At 38.8% G+C, this 17,713-nt stretch carries 15 protein-coding genes; 2 read left to right on the top strand and 13 right to left on the bottom strand.

What is annotated here, in order from left to right; genetic code table 11:
* Positions 1-46: 46 nt before the first annotated feature.
* On the top strand, positions 47-982 hold the full coding sequence (locus MT391_RS10925) for a DNA ligase (RefSeq protein ID WP_499498007.1): 936 nt from the start codon (positions 47-49) through the stop codon (positions 980-982).
* Here MT391_RS10925 and mutT read toward each other — a convergent pair.
* The 3 genes from mutT to MT391_RS10910 all read right to left on the bottom strand — a co-directional run bounded on the left by mutT (position 966) and on the right by MT391_RS10910 (position 5,269).
* Positions 966-1,352, bottom strand: a complete 387-nt coding sequence (gene mutT / locus MT391_RS10920) for an 8-oxo-dGTP diphosphatase MutT (protein ID WP_166369766.1) — start codon at positions 1,350-1,352, stop codon at positions 966-968. The two genes, MT391_RS10925 and mutT, sit on opposite strands and share 17 nt — an antisense overlap.
* A gap of 126 nt (positions 1,353-1,478) precedes the next feature.
* Positions 1,479-4,202: a preprotein translocase subunit SecA gene (gene secA / locus MT391_RS10915; RefSeq protein WP_499441453.1), complete on the bottom strand. Its 2,724-nt coding sequence runs from the start codon at positions 4,200-4,202 to the stop codon at positions 1,479-1,481.
* 41 nt (positions 4,203-4,243) lie between these two features.
* The gene (locus MT391_RS10910; protein ID WP_166369762.1) at positions 4,244-5,269 is read right to left on the bottom strand and encodes a M23 family metallopeptidase; all 1,026 of its coding nucleotides are present in this window, start codon (positions 5,267-5,269) and stop codon (positions 4,244-4,246) included.
* A 60-nt stretch (positions 5,270-5,329) separates the two neighbouring features.
* Between MT391_RS10910 and MT391_RS10905 the strand changes: the two genes are divergently transcribed.
* Complete coding sequence (locus tag MT391_RS10905) at positions 5,330-5,863, top strand: DciA family protein (protein ID WP_240923559.1); 534 nt, start codon at positions 5,330-5,332, stop codon at positions 5,861-5,863.
* Between the two features lie 208 nt (positions 5,864-6,071).
* Here the strand turns inward: MT391_RS10905 and lpxC are convergent, their stop codons facing one another.
* The 10 genes from lpxC to mraY form a co-directional block, all read right to left on the bottom strand.
* Positions 6,072-7,001 (bottom strand): UDP-3-O-acyl-N-acetylglucosamine deacetylase, encoded by a 930-nt coding sequence (gene lpxC, locus MT391_RS10900; protein ID WP_166369760.1) that lies wholly within the window; start codon positions 6,999-7,001, stop codon positions 6,072-6,074.
* Positions 7,002-7,087: 86 nt separating this feature from the next.
* A complete protein-coding gene (ftsZ, locus tag MT391_RS10895; protein WP_499498044.1) occupies positions 7,088-8,287 on the bottom strand; it encodes a cell division protein FtsZ in 1,200 nt (399 codons plus the stop codon).
* A gap of 70 nt (positions 8,288-8,357) precedes the next feature.
* Complete coding sequence (ftsA, locus tag MT391_RS10890; protein WP_166369758.1) at positions 8,358-9,602, bottom strand: cell division protein FtsA; 1,245 nt, start codon at positions 9,600-9,602, stop codon at positions 8,358-8,360.
* 68 nt (positions 9,603-9,670) lie between these two features.
* Entirely contained in the window at positions 9,671-10,414 is a 744-nt protein-coding gene (locus tag MT391_RS10885; protein WP_166369756.1) for a cell division protein FtsQ/DivIB, read from the bottom strand.
* A 3-nt stretch (positions 10,415-10,417) separates the two neighbouring features.
* Positions 10,418-11,338, bottom strand: a complete 921-nt coding sequence (locus MT391_RS10880) for a D-alanine--D-alanine ligase (RefSeq protein ID WP_499441458.1) — start codon at positions 11,336-11,338, stop codon at positions 10,418-10,420.
* Complete coding sequence (gene murC, locus MT391_RS10875; protein ID WP_166369752.1) at positions 11,338-12,798, bottom strand: UDP-N-acetylmuramate--L-alanine ligase; 1,461 nt, start codon at positions 12,796-12,798, stop codon at positions 11,338-11,340. The genes MT391_RS10880 and murC overlap by 1 nt, the downstream gene beginning before the upstream one ends.
* A gap of 15 nt (positions 12,799-12,813) precedes the next feature.
* Complete coding sequence (murG, locus tag MT391_RS10870; RefSeq protein WP_499498004.1) at positions 12,814-13,887, bottom strand: undecaprenyldiphospho-muramoylpentapeptide beta-N-acetylglucosaminyltransferase; 1,074 nt, start codon at positions 13,885-13,887, stop codon at positions 12,814-12,816.
* A 1-nt stretch (position 13,888) separates the two neighbouring features.
* A complete protein-coding gene (gene ftsW, locus MT391_RS10865) occupies positions 13,889-15,268 on the bottom strand; it encodes a putative lipid II flippase FtsW (RefSeq protein WP_499498003.1) in 1,380 nt (459 codons plus the stop codon).
* A gap of 2 nt (positions 15,269-15,270) precedes the next feature.
* On the bottom strand, positions 15,271-16,596 hold the full coding sequence (gene murD, locus MT391_RS10860; protein ID WP_499441462.1) for a UDP-N-acetylmuramoyl-L-alanine--D-glutamate ligase: 1,326 nt from the start codon (positions 16,594-16,596) through the stop codon (positions 15,271-15,273).
* A gap of 1 nt (position 16,597) precedes the next feature.
* Complete coding sequence (mraY, locus tag MT391_RS10855) at positions 16,598-17,680, bottom strand: phospho-N-acetylmuramoyl-pentapeptide-transferase (protein WP_299664008.1); 1,083 nt, start codon at positions 17,678-17,680, stop codon at positions 16,598-16,600.
* Between the last annotated feature and the right edge of the window lie 33 nt (positions 17,681-17,713).

Here is a 17,713-nt window from a genome sequence, read left to right as displayed (position 1 = left end):
CTACACTTGTAAAAGTCTTTGTTTTTTTACTGTGTTGGAGGTTCTTATGATAAATACGATTAATCGCTTCACTCCCTGCCTATTTGTCGTCACGATAAAAAGATTAATAAACTACTATTATATATCATACAACGGCCTCATTCGCTCCAAACTGACTAAAACAAGCCCACTGATAATCATCTTCTTTAGCACAACTTTTTGCTATGCCCAGACACCGGCAATCCAACTTGCAACCACCTTTCGTCAAGACATTAATATTGAACAATATTTTGTCAGTGAAAAATTAGATGGGTTACGTGCTTACTGGGATGGAGAGCAACTTATATCTAAGCAGGGTAACCGTTTCACTGCCCCAGCTTGGTTTACACGCGATTTCCCCACTACTGCACTTGATGGTGAGTTATGGATATCACGACAACAATTTGAAAAAGTGTCAGGTATTGTGCGTACTCAAGATATAAATAATCCTCGATGGCAACAGGTAAAGTTTATGATCTTTGATCTACCACTCAGCCCAGCACCATTTTCACAACGCATTCAGCAGATGCAACAATTAGTTGATCAAGCGAAGAGCCCCTATTTACAGATCATAAAGCAACAAAAATTAATCTCTATTACTGCTTTATACGCATTACTAGATAAGGTTGTAGCTGAAAATGGAGAGGGCTTAATGCTGCACCATGAACAGGCTTTGTATCAACATAAACGTAATAGAGACTTGATGAAACTGAAAAAATTTGAAGATGCTGAAGCGACGGTGATTGAACATCTCCCCGGCAAAGGTAAATATAAAGGAAAACTGGGTTCTTTATTAGTAAAAACCGAAGATGGTATCACCTTTAAGATAGGCTCTGGTTTTAGTGATAAAGAACGCCAAAATCCACCGCCAATTGGCGCAACTATTAGCTATCGTTTTACCGGCAAAACGCGTAACAATGTGCCACGATTTGCCTCATTCATGCGCGTTAGAGTAATTTATTAATCACAGTTAAATTAGCTTTAGGGAACTCATATTCAATGAGTTGAGATGCGCTAACCCATTTTATCTCCTGTCCTTCTAAAGACACAGGTTCGCCTTCATAGGCTTTGACTAAATAGAAATGCAAACTCAGGTTTAGTTGGTCATATTGAAAGTTAAGTGAATCAAATAAAGTGAACTGGGTTGCGCTTAATCCTACTTCTTCTTTTAGCTCGCGTAACATTGCGCTTTCAAGCGACTCACCCTGTTCAACTTTACCTCCCGGAAATTCCCACTTTCCAGCGAGGTGCTTACCTTGTTGACGGCGGCTAATAAGTAATTGTTTCTGTTCATTTTGTACAATGGCAATACTGATGGTTTGTTGTTCTATCATAATATTCACACTTACTTGTATCGATTAAGGTTGTTTACGCTTTAAAAAGAAAAAGGTGGTCTTCAAAGAAGTACCACCTTTTATGTCATGCTGCACTGGTGTTATCTAAATAACACCGATATTTGATCACCCTAATTTACCATGACATTGCTTGAATTTTTTACCTGATCCACAAGGACATGGCTCATTACGACCCACTTTTTTGTTTTCTCGAATAAAGGTATCAGCCGTTTCATCAGCTTCTTTTTCAGCTTCACCATCACTATTGACCTGTGCATGTTGATATTGAATTTTCGCTTTCTCTTCCGCTTCTCGGCGCTGTTGATCAATTGCTTCGGCTTCTTCTTTACTTTGAATTTGTACTTTAGATAAAATGCCTACTACATCCATTTTCAAGTTTTCTAACATCGCAATAAACAGTTCAAAAGATTCACGTTTATATTCTTGTTTTGGATCTTTTTGAGCGTAACCACGTAGGTGAATACCTTGACGAAGATGGTCCATCGCGGCTAAATGCTCTTTCCACAACATATCAATAGTTTGCAGCATTACTGATTTTTCAAATCCAGCAATAATAGACTCGCCCACTTGTTCTTTTTTATCTTGGTAAGTATTACGCGCATGATCTACGATATTTTCACGAATGGTTTCTTCTTGTATATTCGCATCGTCGGTTAACCATTGTTGCACGGGTAACTCGATCAAGAAGTCTTGTTTCAGACGCGCTTCTAATCCAGCTAAGTCCCATTGCTCGGTTAACGAATGTTGCGGTACATATTCGTCAATGCAGGTATTGAATACGTCTGCCCACATTTGCTCTATGTTTTCAGTGATATTATCACTGTCCATAATACCATTACGTTGTTGGTAAACGACTTTACGTTGATCATTGGCAACATCATCAAAGTCCAACAATGATTTACGCATATCAAAGTTACGGCCTTCTACTTTACGTTGTGCATTTTCAATAGCACGAGTTACCCAAGGATGTTCAATCGCTTCGCCGTTTTCCATGCCTAATTTTTTCATCATATTAGACACTTTTTCAGAAGCAAAGATACGCATTAACGAATCTTCCATCGACAGGTAGAAACGACTTTCACCGGCGTCACCTTGACGTCCCGCACGACCACGTAATTGGTTATCGATACGACGCGATTCATGACGCTCAGTACCTACAATGTACAAGCCTCCAGCAGCTAACACTGCCGCTTGATCTTCTTTCCATGCAGCGGTTTCAGCAACAATTTGTTGTTCAGTCAACTCACCTAGTTTTTCTAGACGGTTTTGTAAATTACCACCTAATACAATATCTGTACCACGACCGGCCATGTTAGTTGCGATAGTAACTGATCCTAACGCCCCTGCTTGTGCGATAATATCAGCTTCTTTTTCATGGAATTTAGCATTTAAAACATTGTGTTTAATATTGGCTTTGGTCATCAACTCAGAAAGTAATTCAGAGTTTTCAATCGAAACTGTACCCACTAACACTGGTTGGCGACGCTCTAAACGTGTTTTAATATCTTCAATAATAGCTTGATACTTTTCGATCTCAGTCAAATAAACTAAATCGCCACCATCTTTACGAACCATAGGGCGATTGGTAGGGATTACAATAGTTTCTAACCCATAAATAGACTGGAATTCAAATGCTTCTGTATCTGCTGTACCTGTCATCCCACCTAATTTTTCATATAAGCGGAAGTAGTTTTGGAAAGTAATTGAGGCAAGAGTTTGGTTTTCATTTTGAATTTTAACCCCTTCTTTTGCTTCAACAGCTTGATGTAAGCCTTCAGACCAACGACGACCAGGCATAGTACGCCCGGTATGTTCATCAACAATAACGACTTCACCTTGTGCTGTTACAATGTATTCAACATCTTTTTCAAACAGAGTATGAGCACGTAATGCTGCATTCACATGATGTAATAAACTGATGCTAGATGCCGCATATAAAGAAGTATTTTCTTCTAATAACCCACGTTCTTGTAAGATACGTTCAACTTTTTCTTGACCGCGTTCAGTTAATAATACTTGCTTGCTTTTCTCATCAACAGTGAAGTCACCCTCACCAACATATTCTTCAGTATCTTCTTTATCCTGCTGAGTCAGTAAAGGAATAATTGAATTTAGTTTAGTATAAAGCGTTGCATCACCATCGGTAGGGCCTGAAATAATCAATGGTGTTCTTGCTTCATCGATTAAAATAGAATCAACCTCATCGACGATAGCAAAATGGAGACCGCGCATAACGCGTTGTGATGCTTCAAAAGCCATGTTATCGCGTAGGTAATCAAAGCCGAATTCGTTATTCGTACCGTAAGTAATATCGGCAGCGTATGCAGTACGTTTTTCTTCACCCGTCATACCCGACAAGTTAATACCAACCGTTAATCCTAAGTATTCAAATAATGTTGCATTCCATTCCGCATCACGACGCGCTAGGTAATCATTCACGGTAATAACATGCACACCGTTACCGGTTAACGCATTTAAATAAGCAGGTAATGTGGCTGTTAAGGTTTTACCTTCACCAGTACGCATTTCTGCAATTTTGTTTTCATTTAATACCATACCGCCAATCAACTGCACATCGAAGTGACGCATTCCAAATACACGTTCAGAAGCACTTCTGACTACGGCAAAAGCTTCAACCAAAATATCATCGATGGTTTCGCCTTTAGCGAGACGCTCTTTAAAATAAGCGGTTTTAGCTTTTAACTCTTCTTCCGATAGCGCTTTAATCTCCGGTTCAAGTTTATTAATTTCATTTACTACTTTACGTAGGCTTTTAAGGTAACGGTCATTTCGACTGCCTATTATTTTTGTTATTAGCGATGTGATCATTTTGCTTTTCTCATTGTAAAAAGTCGGATAAAAGTTGTAATTTAGCTTGGTAATCTTTGTATATAATAAACTGGGTCTATTTGGGTGCCATCTTTGATGACTTCATAGTGCACATGTGGCCCTGTAGAGCGGCCTGTTGTTCCCATTACTGCTATTTGTTGGCCTTTCTCAACAACAGCCCCCACCGCTACAAGTAACGATGAAGCATGTGCATAGCGTGTTCTCAAACCACTACCGTGATTGATCTCTACCACATAACCATAACCAGTGCGTGCTTCTGATGTTGTTACTACCCCTGCGGCAGTAGCATTAATCGGCATACCTGTATGTCCAGCAATATCAACGCCTTTGTGACGACGTAAACGCCCCGTAAATGGATCTGTTCGAGTCCCAAAGGGGGAAGATATCCAAGATCCTTGAATTGGAACAGGGCGACCAGAAATGAATAACTCATCTGTAAGATGGAGATTAGTTAATGTAATTTCAAGTTGTTGCAGTAAATTTTGATTCTTTTGGTACTGATATGCGAGGAGTGATACATTTTTATGAAGTTTTGCTAGGTCTGAAGTGTCTAATGCTTTTACATTGGAAACAACATTTAACGGCACTGGCTGCTCAATTTCTTCATCTACTGACTCTGCATTTGCAGATATATTATCAATTGGCTCATGGTCAATCGCCTCTTCGACGACTTGCTCGTTGTCAGACTCTACATTTTGGTCTAGGTTTTGCTCTAAACTTTGGTCTGAACTTTGATCTAGACTTTTATCTAGGTTATCGGCATCAAGGATAAGCCCTTGATCAATATATTGGTTAATATCAAACTCAAATTCCTCTTTGGGAAAATTTGATTTATCGACAATACGTTCACCTAAATTATTTAAGCGAATACTCTGTGCCTGTAATTGACCTATTTTAACAGCCAGTGCTTGCACTTGTTGGTTGGTTTGAGATTGTAAGGTGTCTAAATATTGTTGCTTAATGAGGTCTCGCTCACTGAGAGCTTGTATTTTATGTTGGGTTAATTGTTGATGGTAATGCGATTGTAACAGCCAAGCACTCGTCATCAAGATCGCGACAATCAATATGCACACGAAAATAAATGTCGATCTTGTTATAGAAAAGCTATGTTCAGTCTCCTTCCTATTATAAATAACCGTTATACTCATAAACTTAATTCACTATTGATGGCTGCTATGAAATCTTACAAGAAACAACCTAAACCCATTGCACTATTATTAGAAAAAAATAGTTATCAGAAAAGTACATCCTTGATAACTAAGTTGGATATGGTACTACAAAGGCTTTTAAAACAACACAACATCAGTGGATGTCGTATAGGAAATATTGAAAATGGGACTTTGATTATAGAAAGTCCGACCTCACTATGGCTTCAGCGTTTACAATTTATACGAAGTGATCTCCTCAGCGAATTGCGCACCCATCATTCGTCTTTGATTAGCATCAAGGTCAAAGTTAACCCAGCCCTTGCAAAAGTGACCCCATCACAACTAAAAACTAACAAACCAGTAAAAAAACGCGCCCAAAAAATGAGTAAAGATATTGCAGACTCTTTTTTAGCATTAGCTGAAAATGCCGATCCTAAATTAAAAAAAGCACTACAATCATTAGCTAAATTTTCAACCAATAAAAGTGAATAATAGCGATTAACTAACCAAAACTATTCAATTCGAGTTCTATTCAGTTCTACGCTTAAAGTAAACCAATTCTGTGCTGCAGATTTTAAAGGGCACGATAATTTATCCCCCGTCTAAAAAATGCAAAAAAAAACCACTTTAAAAATAAAGTGGTTTTTATTGAAGTCTATATTTACTTAACTAAACACTTATTCAATCTTAATTAAGTATTTTAAGCAGTAACAAAAACAGGTTCGATGTATTGTATTGGTGATTCACTAACAGGCTCTTCAAAGGTCACCATTTCAAATGCTTCTTGATCAGCAAGCAACGCACACAAAAGCTTGTTGTTTAAGGCATGACCAGTTTTAAAGGCTTTTAAATGACCAAGAATACTGTAACCAGATAAATATAAATCACCGATAGCATCTAATACTTTATGTTTAACAAATTCATCTTCGTAACGTAAACCTTCAGGGTTTAATACACGGAACTCATCTAAACCAATCGCATTATCTAAACTTGCACCTAATGCTAGATTATTAGATTGTAGATACTCAACGCTTTTCATAAAACCAAAAGTACGTGCGCGACTGATTTCTTTAACAAATAAGTCACCTGAAAACTGCATTTCAACATGTTGGTTTTGACCTTCAAATACAGGATGATCAAAATGAATTTTAAAATCTAAACTGAATCCATTATCAGAAGGATGCAATTCAGCCCACTTACCTTCTTTTTCATCTTCTACACGTACTGTTTTTTTAATACGGATGAATTTTTTAGCTGCATTTTGCTCTTCGATACCAGCAGATTGAAGCAAGAAAATAAAAGGACTCGCACTACCATCCATGATTGGAATCTCTGGTGCGTCAACATCGATAATAATATTATCAATACCTAAACCAGCCAATGCAGCAGATAAATGCTCAACAGTAGAAATTTTCTGCCCTTGATCATTTACTAAACAAGTACATAAAAGCGTTTCTTGCACTGCTTGTGCATGTGCTTTAAAGCTAACCACCGGGTCAAGGTCAATACGACGATAAACAATACCCGTGTTAACAGGTGCAGGGTGCAACTCAATTGTTACTTTGTTCCCTGAATGTAAACCAACACCCGTTGATTTAACACTTTGTTTTAATGTTCTTTGCTTAATCATAAAATGACCTCCACTACGATGATATCTGCGACCAATGATAACAGTTTGAGATCAATATCACAAACTGTTATATCGTTAGCTTAAATTTAGTTATCTGCTTGACGTCTTAAAAAAGCAGGAATATCCAAGTAACTTTCGGTGCTAGTTTTATCTTTAACTTCAGCAATTGGTTCTACTATTTCAGGCTCTGCTTGACTAGCATCTTCAGCTTCAACATTGCTTTTTACAACTTCAGCTTCAGGCGCTTTTTCAACGCTTTCTGGTGCTTTCTGAGTATTAAGCGTAGGGTTTTTAACTACATTTAATTCAGATTTACGCTCACCAATACCCGTTACAATTACTGTAACGTGTAATTCACCCGTCTCTAAAGTTGGGTCAACAGTTACACCAATGATGTTTTGAGAGTCATCGGAAGCGAATTGTTTTAACGCATCACCCACAGTGTGGTATTCATCCCAACTGAAATCAATACCAGCAACGATATGTACAAGGACACCGCGTGCATCTGATAGATCGACATCTTCCAATAATGGACATGAAATAGCTTCTTCAACGGCTTCTTCAGCACGGTTTTCACCAGAAGAAACACCAATTCCCATTACCGCAGTAGTGCCCGCTTCTGTCATTACAGTGCGTACATCCGCGAAATCGATATTGATAGTACTTTCTTCATTATTAATGATTGAAGAAAAACCAGAAACCGCATCATAAAGTACGCCATTCGCAGCACGTAACGCATCTAAGAAAGAGATACCACGTGGTAAAGATTTTTGTAGTTTATCATTTGGAATAATCAACAAAGAGTCAATATTTTCAGATAAACGAGCAATCCCCTGCGTTGCGTAATTCATTCGCTTACGGCCTTCAAACAAAGAAGGTTTTGAAACCACACCAATGGTTAATGCACCTTCCTCTTTAGCGATTTCAGCAACAACTGGACAAGCACCAGTACCTGTTCCACCACCCATACCAGCAGCAATAAATACAACATCGGCACCAGTAACGATTTCTCGAATACGCTCTTTATCTTCAAGTGCTGATTTATAACCAATTTCAGGGTTTGCACCGGCACCTAAACCATTAGTGATATTAGCTCCTAATTGTAAGCGAATATCTGCTTTTGATGAACGTAATGCTTGCGCATCCGTATTCATAGCAATAAATTCAGCGCCAGTTAGACCTTTTTCGATCATATAATTGATCGCGTTACCACCACCACCACCAATGCCAATAACTTTAATTATGGCTTGTGCTGAATGGTCTTCATCATCGATTATTTCAAACATTTGACTCTCTTCCACTCTATTATTTTCTTGTGACATCGTCTGTTACCACCCAATCCATGTAACTTGATAACTAATATTCTTTTTTTATCCAGTTTTTTATTTTACTGAATAAACTTGCAAAACGATTTTCAGGCTCAGCATCCTCTTCACCTGCAAACTCGTCATTTTTATAACGTAATAAACCTACTGCCGTAGAGTAAGCTGGTGAGTTTACATCATCAGCTAACCCTTGAATATGCTCCGGTTTACCAATTCGAACTTGAATATTACCAAATACTTCTTCAGCAACTTCAACCAAACCTTCAATTTGAGCAGCACCACCTGTTATGACAACACCCGCCGCTAATTGTTGCTTTAAACCTTCACGCGCAAATTTATCATTCAATTTAAAGATTTCATTCTTAACTAAAGTTAATAACTCACTATATCGTGGCTCAATAACATCTACTAATATTGAACGCTGCAAACTACGTGCAGGTCGACCACCGACACTTGGTAAATCGATAGTCTCTTCATCTAGTACTAAGCGTTTATTTAGACACCCATATTTGACTTTTATTGCTTCAGCTGACGTTGGTGGAGCACTAAATGCAATGGCAATGTCGTTAGTCACTGAGTTACCCGCATAATCAAGTACCATACTATGCTGTAATGAACCTGCGATATAGATAGAAAGGTCCATTGTACCACCCCCCATATCGATCATACAGACACCTAGCTCTTTTTCATCTTCACTAAGAATAGCTTCACTTGATGCAACACCTGAAAATGTTAACTGGTCAATCACTAAACCACAACGTTCAACTGCTTTTTCTAAATTTTTAACTAGGTCATTATGACAAGTAATTAAATGTACATTTGCTTTTAGCTTAACACCCGACAATCCAATAGGATTATTAATGTGCCCTTGGGAATCAATAGAGTATTCCTGAGGAATGACATGTAATAAGCGCTGTTCATCACGAATTTTCACTGAACGCGCATTATGGATCACACTTTCAACGTCATAGTTAGTCACTTCGTGTGCATCAATCGCCCAAGTACCCGATTCATTCATTGATTCAATGTGCGAACCTGAAACTGATAAGTTAACTGACGAGACTCGACAGTCAGCCATATCTTCTGCTTGTTTTAACGCACTTGCGATCGACTCAACGACTGCATCTAAGTTCGTTACAGAGCCTTTATCAACTCCCTTGGACGGGGCACTGCCCACTCCAACGATATTAATTACATCATTTGCTAATAACTCACCGATTAAGACAACCACTTTATTACTACCAATGTCTAAACCAACTGTGTAATTACTTTCCATTCGTCTATCACCATTTTCTCTATTTTAAGAGAGAAGAATTAACTCAACATGAGCATAAAATTATTATATTAGGTTTTATTATTTTCTGTTTTCTTCCATCCAATTGCCAACCCAGTATCATAACGAAGATCAACATAATCGATGGAGCTGATTTCATATTTTTGTGCAATTCTTGGAAATGCATTTAAAAATAGTTGTATACGTTCTAATTTTTGTTCTTTACCTAACTTCAAACTAATGCCATTTCTTAACACTAATTCACTGGCATTACGTTGGTCACTATGTAAAGCAGCAATTCTGTAATGACTCGGCAACAATAACTGATTTAATTGTAAATATGTATTCAGCACTTGTTCAGAATGTTTATCATCACCTGACAGCGCAATATAATTATTGTCCTGCTCAGGTAACACATCGATAATTTCGCCAAACCGATTTAATAATGACTTCTGATTCCATGAAGCAACAATCGATTGCTCAACAATATGAATTTTTAATGTATCGGGCCAATTTTTTCGAATCGATGCAGAATAAACCCAGGGCTTTTGCTCTAATTGTTTTTGTATCTCAGCTATTTCTAAAGTAAAGAAATTTAACCTATCTTCTTGGTCTGCTAGCACCTCTCTCACCACATCTTCAGTAATATGCTCACGGTCGCCCGTGAGCACTAATGCCGTTAATGGTGATGATTGGTGGTCCGTTAACCAAAATTTTAATTTAAAAAAGCTATCCTGTAAGGCATACATTAAAAGTACAAAAACAAAGAAACCAATCCATTTGCTTATTTTGACTTGTTTTAACTTATGCCACATAAATTATAAAGTTTGCTCTAAAATAGATAACACTAATTGATCAAAGCTAATACCAGCTTGCTTCGCTGCTTTTGGTACTAAACTGGTTTCAGTCATGCCCGGTACTGTGTTCACTTCTAATAGGAACCAGTTTTTGTTTTCATCACGCATAAAGTCAACACGTCCCCAACCGCTACAACCAATAGTTTTAAAAGCTTCTTCAGCGATATGGTTTAACTCGATTAGTTCATTATCTGACAGCCCACAGGGACACAAGTATTGTGTTTCTGTGGATTGATATTTTGCTTGGTAATCATAAAACTGATTAGTTGTTTTCATACTAATAGCCGGTAATGCGCGACCATTTAGCATTGAAACAGTAAATTCATCACCGGTTATCCAAGATTCAAGTAATACTTTATTATCAAACTTAAAGGCTTCTTCTAAAGCAGCCACTAATTGTTCTGCATTTTCTGCTTTAGCCATACCAATACTTGAGCCTTCGTGTACCGGTTTAACCATTACAGCACCCGATAAGGAAGCTAGTATATCGGTAGCGGTTGATGGTTCAAAGTTTTCTTTGATAATAATTTGATAGCTTGCAGTAGGTAACTGACAACTTTGCCAAATTTGCTTAGTTTTGGCTTTATCCATACCAATTGCAGAACTCGATACATCACTGCCCGTAAAGGGAATATTCAATGTATTTAAAAAGCCTTGAATAGTGCCATCTTCGCCACCACGACCATGCAATACAATAAAAGCTCGCTCAAAACCTAACGCTTTAATTTGTGAAATATCATCAATTTTAGGATCCACGGCATGCGCATCAACACCTTGACGAATTAACGCATTTAAAACGGCATTGCCTGACATTAAAGAGACTTCTCGTTCTGCACTATTACCACCAAACAGAACTGCTACTTTTCCAAAATCTATCGCCATTAACTTGCGCTCACTTGTGTCATTTTTTCAATATCTAATTTTAATTCAGCTAAGGTTTTAACAACTGCGCCAATATTGCCCGCACCTTGAGTAAGAACCAGATCACCTTCTTGAATCACTTTTGCTAATGCACCCGGCAAAGCTTCAGGTGAGGCAACAAAAATAGGCTCTTTACCACTTTGTTGGCGAATCGTGCGACATAGCGAACGGCTATCTGCACCTGCGATTGGCGTCTCCCCTGCGGAATAAACATCTAATAATAATAGTTGGTCAACCTGCGATAAAACGTGCGCGAAATCTTCGTATAAATCACGAGTACGTGTATAACGATGCGGCTGATACGCCATCACAAGGCGCTTTTCGGGCCAACCTGCTCGTGCTGCGTTAATGGTTGCTTGTACTTCCGTTGGGTGATGACCATAATCATCTGCTAACATCGCTTTACCACGACCGGTTTCGAATTCACCATATTGCTCAAAGCGACGACCAATGCCTTCAAAACTTTGTAATGCAGCTAAAATAGCCGCATCTTCAATATCATCTTCCATCGCTACAGCAATTGCCGCAGCAGCATTCAATGCGTTATGTTTACCCGGTAAATTTAACTGGATCGTTAAATCAGGGCGATTATTACGGTGTACTAAAAATTCACTTCTGCTAACCGTTTGTTGAAAGTTAGAAATACGCACATCGGCTTGCTCATGAAAACCATAGGTCACACATTGACGAGCAAAACGCGGGATCAAACTCTCAACCACTTGATCATCTAAACAAACAACCGCAGTACCGTAAAAAGGTAAGTTTTGAATAAATTGCACAAAAGTATCTTTTAAAACTTCAAAGTCACCTTGATAGGTATCCATGTGATCAGCTTCAATGTTTGTCACTACTGACACCATGGGTTGTAGATGCAAGAATGAAGCATCACTTTCATCTGCTTCGGCAATTAAATAGCGGCTTTGCCCTAATTTAGCATTAGTACCAGCACTATTTAGCAAACCACCAATCACAAAAGTAGGATCTAAATCTGCTTCACGATAAATACTCGCAATCAAACTAGTTGTGGTGGTTTTTCCATGCGTACCCGCCACAGCAACACCATGGCGATAACGCATTAACTCGGCTAACATTTCAGCACGACGAACCACGGGAATACGCGCTTGCTGCGCGGCCAATAACTCAGGGTTTTCTTTATTAATGGCTGTTGATACAACCACCACTGAAGCACCATAGATATTCTCTTGTGCATGACCAATAAAGATTTCTGCCCCAATGGTACGCAGACGTTTAACGACGGTATTTTCAGCAATATCAGAACCAGTGATTTTATAGCCTTCATAGGCTAATACTTCAGCAATCCCCCCCATACCAGCGCCACCTATCCCCACAAAGTGGATCTGTTTTACACGGCGCATTTCTGGGATCATGGTACGGATTTCTGCTAATTCAATTTTTGTCATCGGAATTCACTTTCACTATATTTTCACTAAGGAATTACAAACCGCAGCCACTTGCTCCGTTGCATTTCTAATTGCTATATTTTTACAGTTTGTGCTCATATCAACAAGCAACTGCCTATTTTGACTTAATGTCGCCAAACATTCACTTAATTTTTTTGCATTTAAGTCTTTTTGAGGAAGTAATATTGCAGCCTCTGCATTGACTAAACTTTGTGCATTTTTTGTTTGATGATCATCTACCGCATGCGGTAAAGGAACAAAAATAGCAGGTAACCCTACCACAGCAACTTCAGCAACTGTAAGCGCCCCTGCCCTACAAATAATAACGTCCGCCCAATCATAAGCGGCTGCCATATCAGTAATAAAATCTTGTACTTTATACTCTACTTGAGTTTCTTCATAACGTGCTAAAACAGACTCAGAAAAGCCTTTTCCAGTTTGATGCAAAATAGACACTTTTGTCGCGTCAAAGTTCATTAATGCTTGAGGTACTGTTTCATTTAAAACTTGTGCGCCTAAACTTCCACCAATTACGAGTACCCTTAAGCTAGAAGAGGATGCTGAAAATTGCTTTTCAGGTAGAGCCAAAAGATCTTTGCGTATTGGATTACCGACTAAAATAGCTTTTTCATTCAAAAATGCACCACTAAAGCCCATTAATACCTTTTTTGAGAAATAAGAGAGTAAGCGATTGGTCATTCCAGCGGTTGCATTTTGCTCATGTAAAACAACTGGAATACCTAAAGTCCAAGCCGCAATGCCACCTGGTCCACTGGCAAAGCCTCCCATACCCAATACTAAATCTACTTGTCTATTTTTTAAGACTTTACGTGCTTGAAAAATTGATTTCAAAATTTGAAAAGGAGCTGCTAGCAAACGTTTGATGCCATTCCCTCTAACTCCAGCCACATCAATAAAGTCGATTTCATAACCGTGTTCAGGTACTAACCTTGCTTCCATTCTTGCAGCTGTACCTAACCAACTAACTTGCCAGCCTTCACTTTTTAATTTATCTGCGACCGCTAAGCCCGGAAATACATGCCCACCAGTACCGCCAGCCATCACCAATAAGGTTTTAGTTTTATTCATATTATTCAACCTTTAGGTCATTACTTGATGCATTGTCAGGCACACTTTTAGATACCTTGCTGGATGTGTTGTCGGCAGTGTTGTCAATCGTCTTGTTTGATTCCGTATCGAAATCAATACTGGATACAGTATTAGGTGCAAAGCTAGGTTTATCGCTAGATACATTTTTGGGTTTCGATTTTTTCTTTTTGACCTTCTTTGTAATGCGCACCTGTGCAGAGCTTAAACGCGTTTCAAAATCAATACGCAATACCAATCCCACAGCAATAGCAATCGTGATCAAACTCGAACCACCGTAACTAATCAAAGGTAAGGTCAAACCTTTAGTAGGTGCGACACCGGAAGCGGCACCAATATTAACGGCAGTTTGAAAAGCGAACCAAATTGCAATACCGATAGCAACATAACCAGCAAAAACGAAGTTTTGTTGTAACGCTCTTCTACCAATCGAAAAAGCTTTATAAACGAGAATAAACTCAAGAATAATAACAATACTAACACCAATAAAACCTAACTCTTCCGCGAGAATAGCCATAATAAAGTCAGTATGTGCTTCAGGTAAATATTCAAGTTTTTGTACTGAGTTACCTAGCCCTTCACCAAACCAACCGCCTCGCCCAAAAGCCATTAAAGACTGTGTTAACTGGTAACTTCGGCCAAATGGATCAGCCCAGGGATCTAAGAAACCAAAAACCCTTGCCATACGATAGGGAGAGGTAACAATTAATAATATGATCACAGATAACAAAGCCACCGCGATCCCCACGAAAGAGATCATGCGCGCATTAGCAATGAATAACATGCCCATCATGATCACTACGATCACCACGGTTGAACCTAGATCAGGTTGTAATAACAACAATAAAGCTAATAATGCTAATATTGCTAGAGGCTTTATAAAGCCTTTAATAGTATCAATCACCTCTTTTTGCCGACGTAAAAGGTAGCTCGAAATAAACAACACCACAGACAGCTTTGCAAACTCAGAAGGTTGAATATTCAAGGGTCCAAAACGCAACCAACGTAAGGAACCATTCACTTCAGTACCAATTAATAACACTGAAAATAAAGCTAAAGTGGAAAGTAATAAGATCAAAGGCGTGTATTTATGCCAGCGTGTAATTGGGATCGACACCACCGCAGCTAATATAAATAAGCATAAAATAATATAAATAAGGTGACGTTTTAAGAAACGAAATGGGTCATCGGAAAGTGCTATTCCTTCTGGCATTGAAGCAGAGGCGACAATCACTAAGCCAACGCCCATAAGTGTAAGCACTAACACCAATAAAGAACGATCATAAGCTTGCGGCTGCAGCGACGACTGAAAAGTTAGTGTTCTAAAGACAGATGCTAACTTATTACTAATAGCCCTAAACATGGCTAGATTTTTCCAGTAAGAGCGTTAACTAAATCAATAAAATGATCACCACGTGCCATGAAGTTTTTATACATATCTAAACTGGCGCAGGCAGGTGTCAAAATAGCTAAATCACCAGCTTCAGCCTGTTGATTAATATGTGAAATCGCTTGATCTAAATTTTCAACAATAATGGTTCGAGCATCCTGTTCTGCAATTAATGCAGCATCACGTCCGAAACAAACAATCTGCCCTTTTATTTCCTGTAATACCGATTTTAATTCAGAGAAATCAGCGCCTTTACCGTCACCACCTAAAATAACATGCACTTTACCTTGAATGGTATCAGACAAGCCTAATAGCGCTGCTTGGGTTGCACCAATATTAGTGGCTTTAGAATCATTGATCCAACGAACACCTTGCACTTCTTTAACAAACTCACAACGGTGTTTGAGTCCAGTATAGGTTTGTAATGTAGCTAACATACTCGTCATAGGTAAATCAACTTGTTGCCCTAAAGCGAGCGCAGCTAATGCATTCATCCAATTATGCTTACCACTCAATTTCAAAGCAGAACAAGCTAATAAAGGTTGTTGCTCAAGGCTTAAATAATGTTCATTTTTTTGAACCATTAAACCATAATGCTGTTGGTCAAAACCAAAGCTTAATTGAGGTTGTTTTTCAGTAAAGGTTAATGGGTCGTCACGGTTAATCAAAACCGATTGACTTTGTTGATAAATCTTATGTTTTGCATCGATATAAGCTTGGTAGCTTGGGTAACGGTCTAAATGATCTTCGCTGATGTTTAAAATAGTAGAGATATCAGCATTCAGAGACTCGGTCGTCTCTAATTGGAAGCTAGATAATTCTAAAATATAAAGTGCAACATCGGCGCTTAATAAATCTAAGGCTGGTACACCAATATTACCACCCACCCCAACATTAACGTTAGCATCAACAGCCATTTCACCAAGTAAGCTAGTCACCGTACTTTTGCCATTTGAGCCAGTAATGGTAACCAATTTTGCATGTTGATAAGGTGCTGTTTTTAATTCACGCGCAAATAACTCAATATCACCGATCACCTCCACACCCGACTTGATAGCGGCATCAATTGCTGGCGTCGCAATTGCAATGCCAGGACTAACCACTAAACAATCAAATTGACATAAAAGTTGCGTAGATAAAGGCCCGCTGATCAGCTTTGTTGTTGCGTCAAGTTGGTCTTTGCCAGGCGGAACTGCACGAGTGTCGAAGACAGTAACTACAATGTCTTTTTTACGGAAAAAATTGACACAAGAGAGGCCAGTTGCTCCCAAACCAATAATAGCAATACGCTTAGCAACCATATTAGCGAACCTTCAGCGTAACTAAGCCAATCAACACTAATACGATAGTAATGATCCAGAAACGAACAATTACACGTGGCTCTGGCCAGCCTTTTTTCTCGTAATGGTGGTGAATAGGCGCCATTCTAAAAATACGTTGCTTACGCATTTTATAAGAGCCCACCTGCAAAATCACCGAGACGGTTTCCAGTACAAAAATACCGCCCATGATCACTAATAAAAATTCTTGACGAACCAATACTGCAATCACACCAAGGATAGCGCCTAAGGCCAGTGAACCCACATCACCCATAAAGACTTGCGCAGGGTAAGTGTTAAACCATAAAAATCCTAAACCAGCACCGGCAATGGTACCGCAAATAATCACTAATTCACTTGCTTGTGGAATATATGGAATAAATAGGTAATGAGAGTAGTTAACATGGCTCGTTAAATACGCTATCAATGCAAAAGCAGACGCTACCATCACCGTTGGCATAATTGCTAGACCATCTAAGCCATCGGTTAAATTGACTGCGTTACTACTACCCACCACGGTGAAATAAACCAATGGAATAAATAATAAACCTAGGTACGGCATATATTCTTTGAAAAAAGGGACCACTAAAGTTAATTGTGCATCACCTTGTGCTGTCATATATAAAACGATACCTAAGGCTAGCGCAGCAACTGATTGCCAGAAATACTTCCAGCGTGCAATTAATCCATCGGGATGTTTACGCACCACTTTTAAGTAATCGTCCATAAAGCCAATCGCGCCAAAAGCAATGGTAGTGAACAGCACAATCCAAACATATAGATTATCTAATCTTGCCCACAACAAGGTACTTAATACGATCGCGGCTAAAATGAGTACACCACCCATGGTTGGTGTTCCAGCCTTACTGAAATGAGATTCGGGCCCATCATCACGTACAATTTGACCGATCTGCTGACTCTGTAAAAAACGGATCAATTTAGGGCCAGCCCACAATGAAAATGCAAGTGCAGTCAAAACAGCTAAAACCATTCTCACGGATAAGTATGTCAACACATTAAAAAAAGTGTAATGACTTGAAAGTAATTCCGCTAACCAGACTACCATTGTTAAATCCTATTTATATAAAGCTGTTGTACA

The organism is Vibrio sp. 1-Bac 57 (genome assembly GCF_037546855.1).
GTDB lineage: Bacteria > Pseudomonadota > Gammaproteobacteria > Enterobacterales > Psychromonadaceae > Psychromonas.
This window is presented reverse-complemented; position numbering and strand designations above follow the sequence as displayed.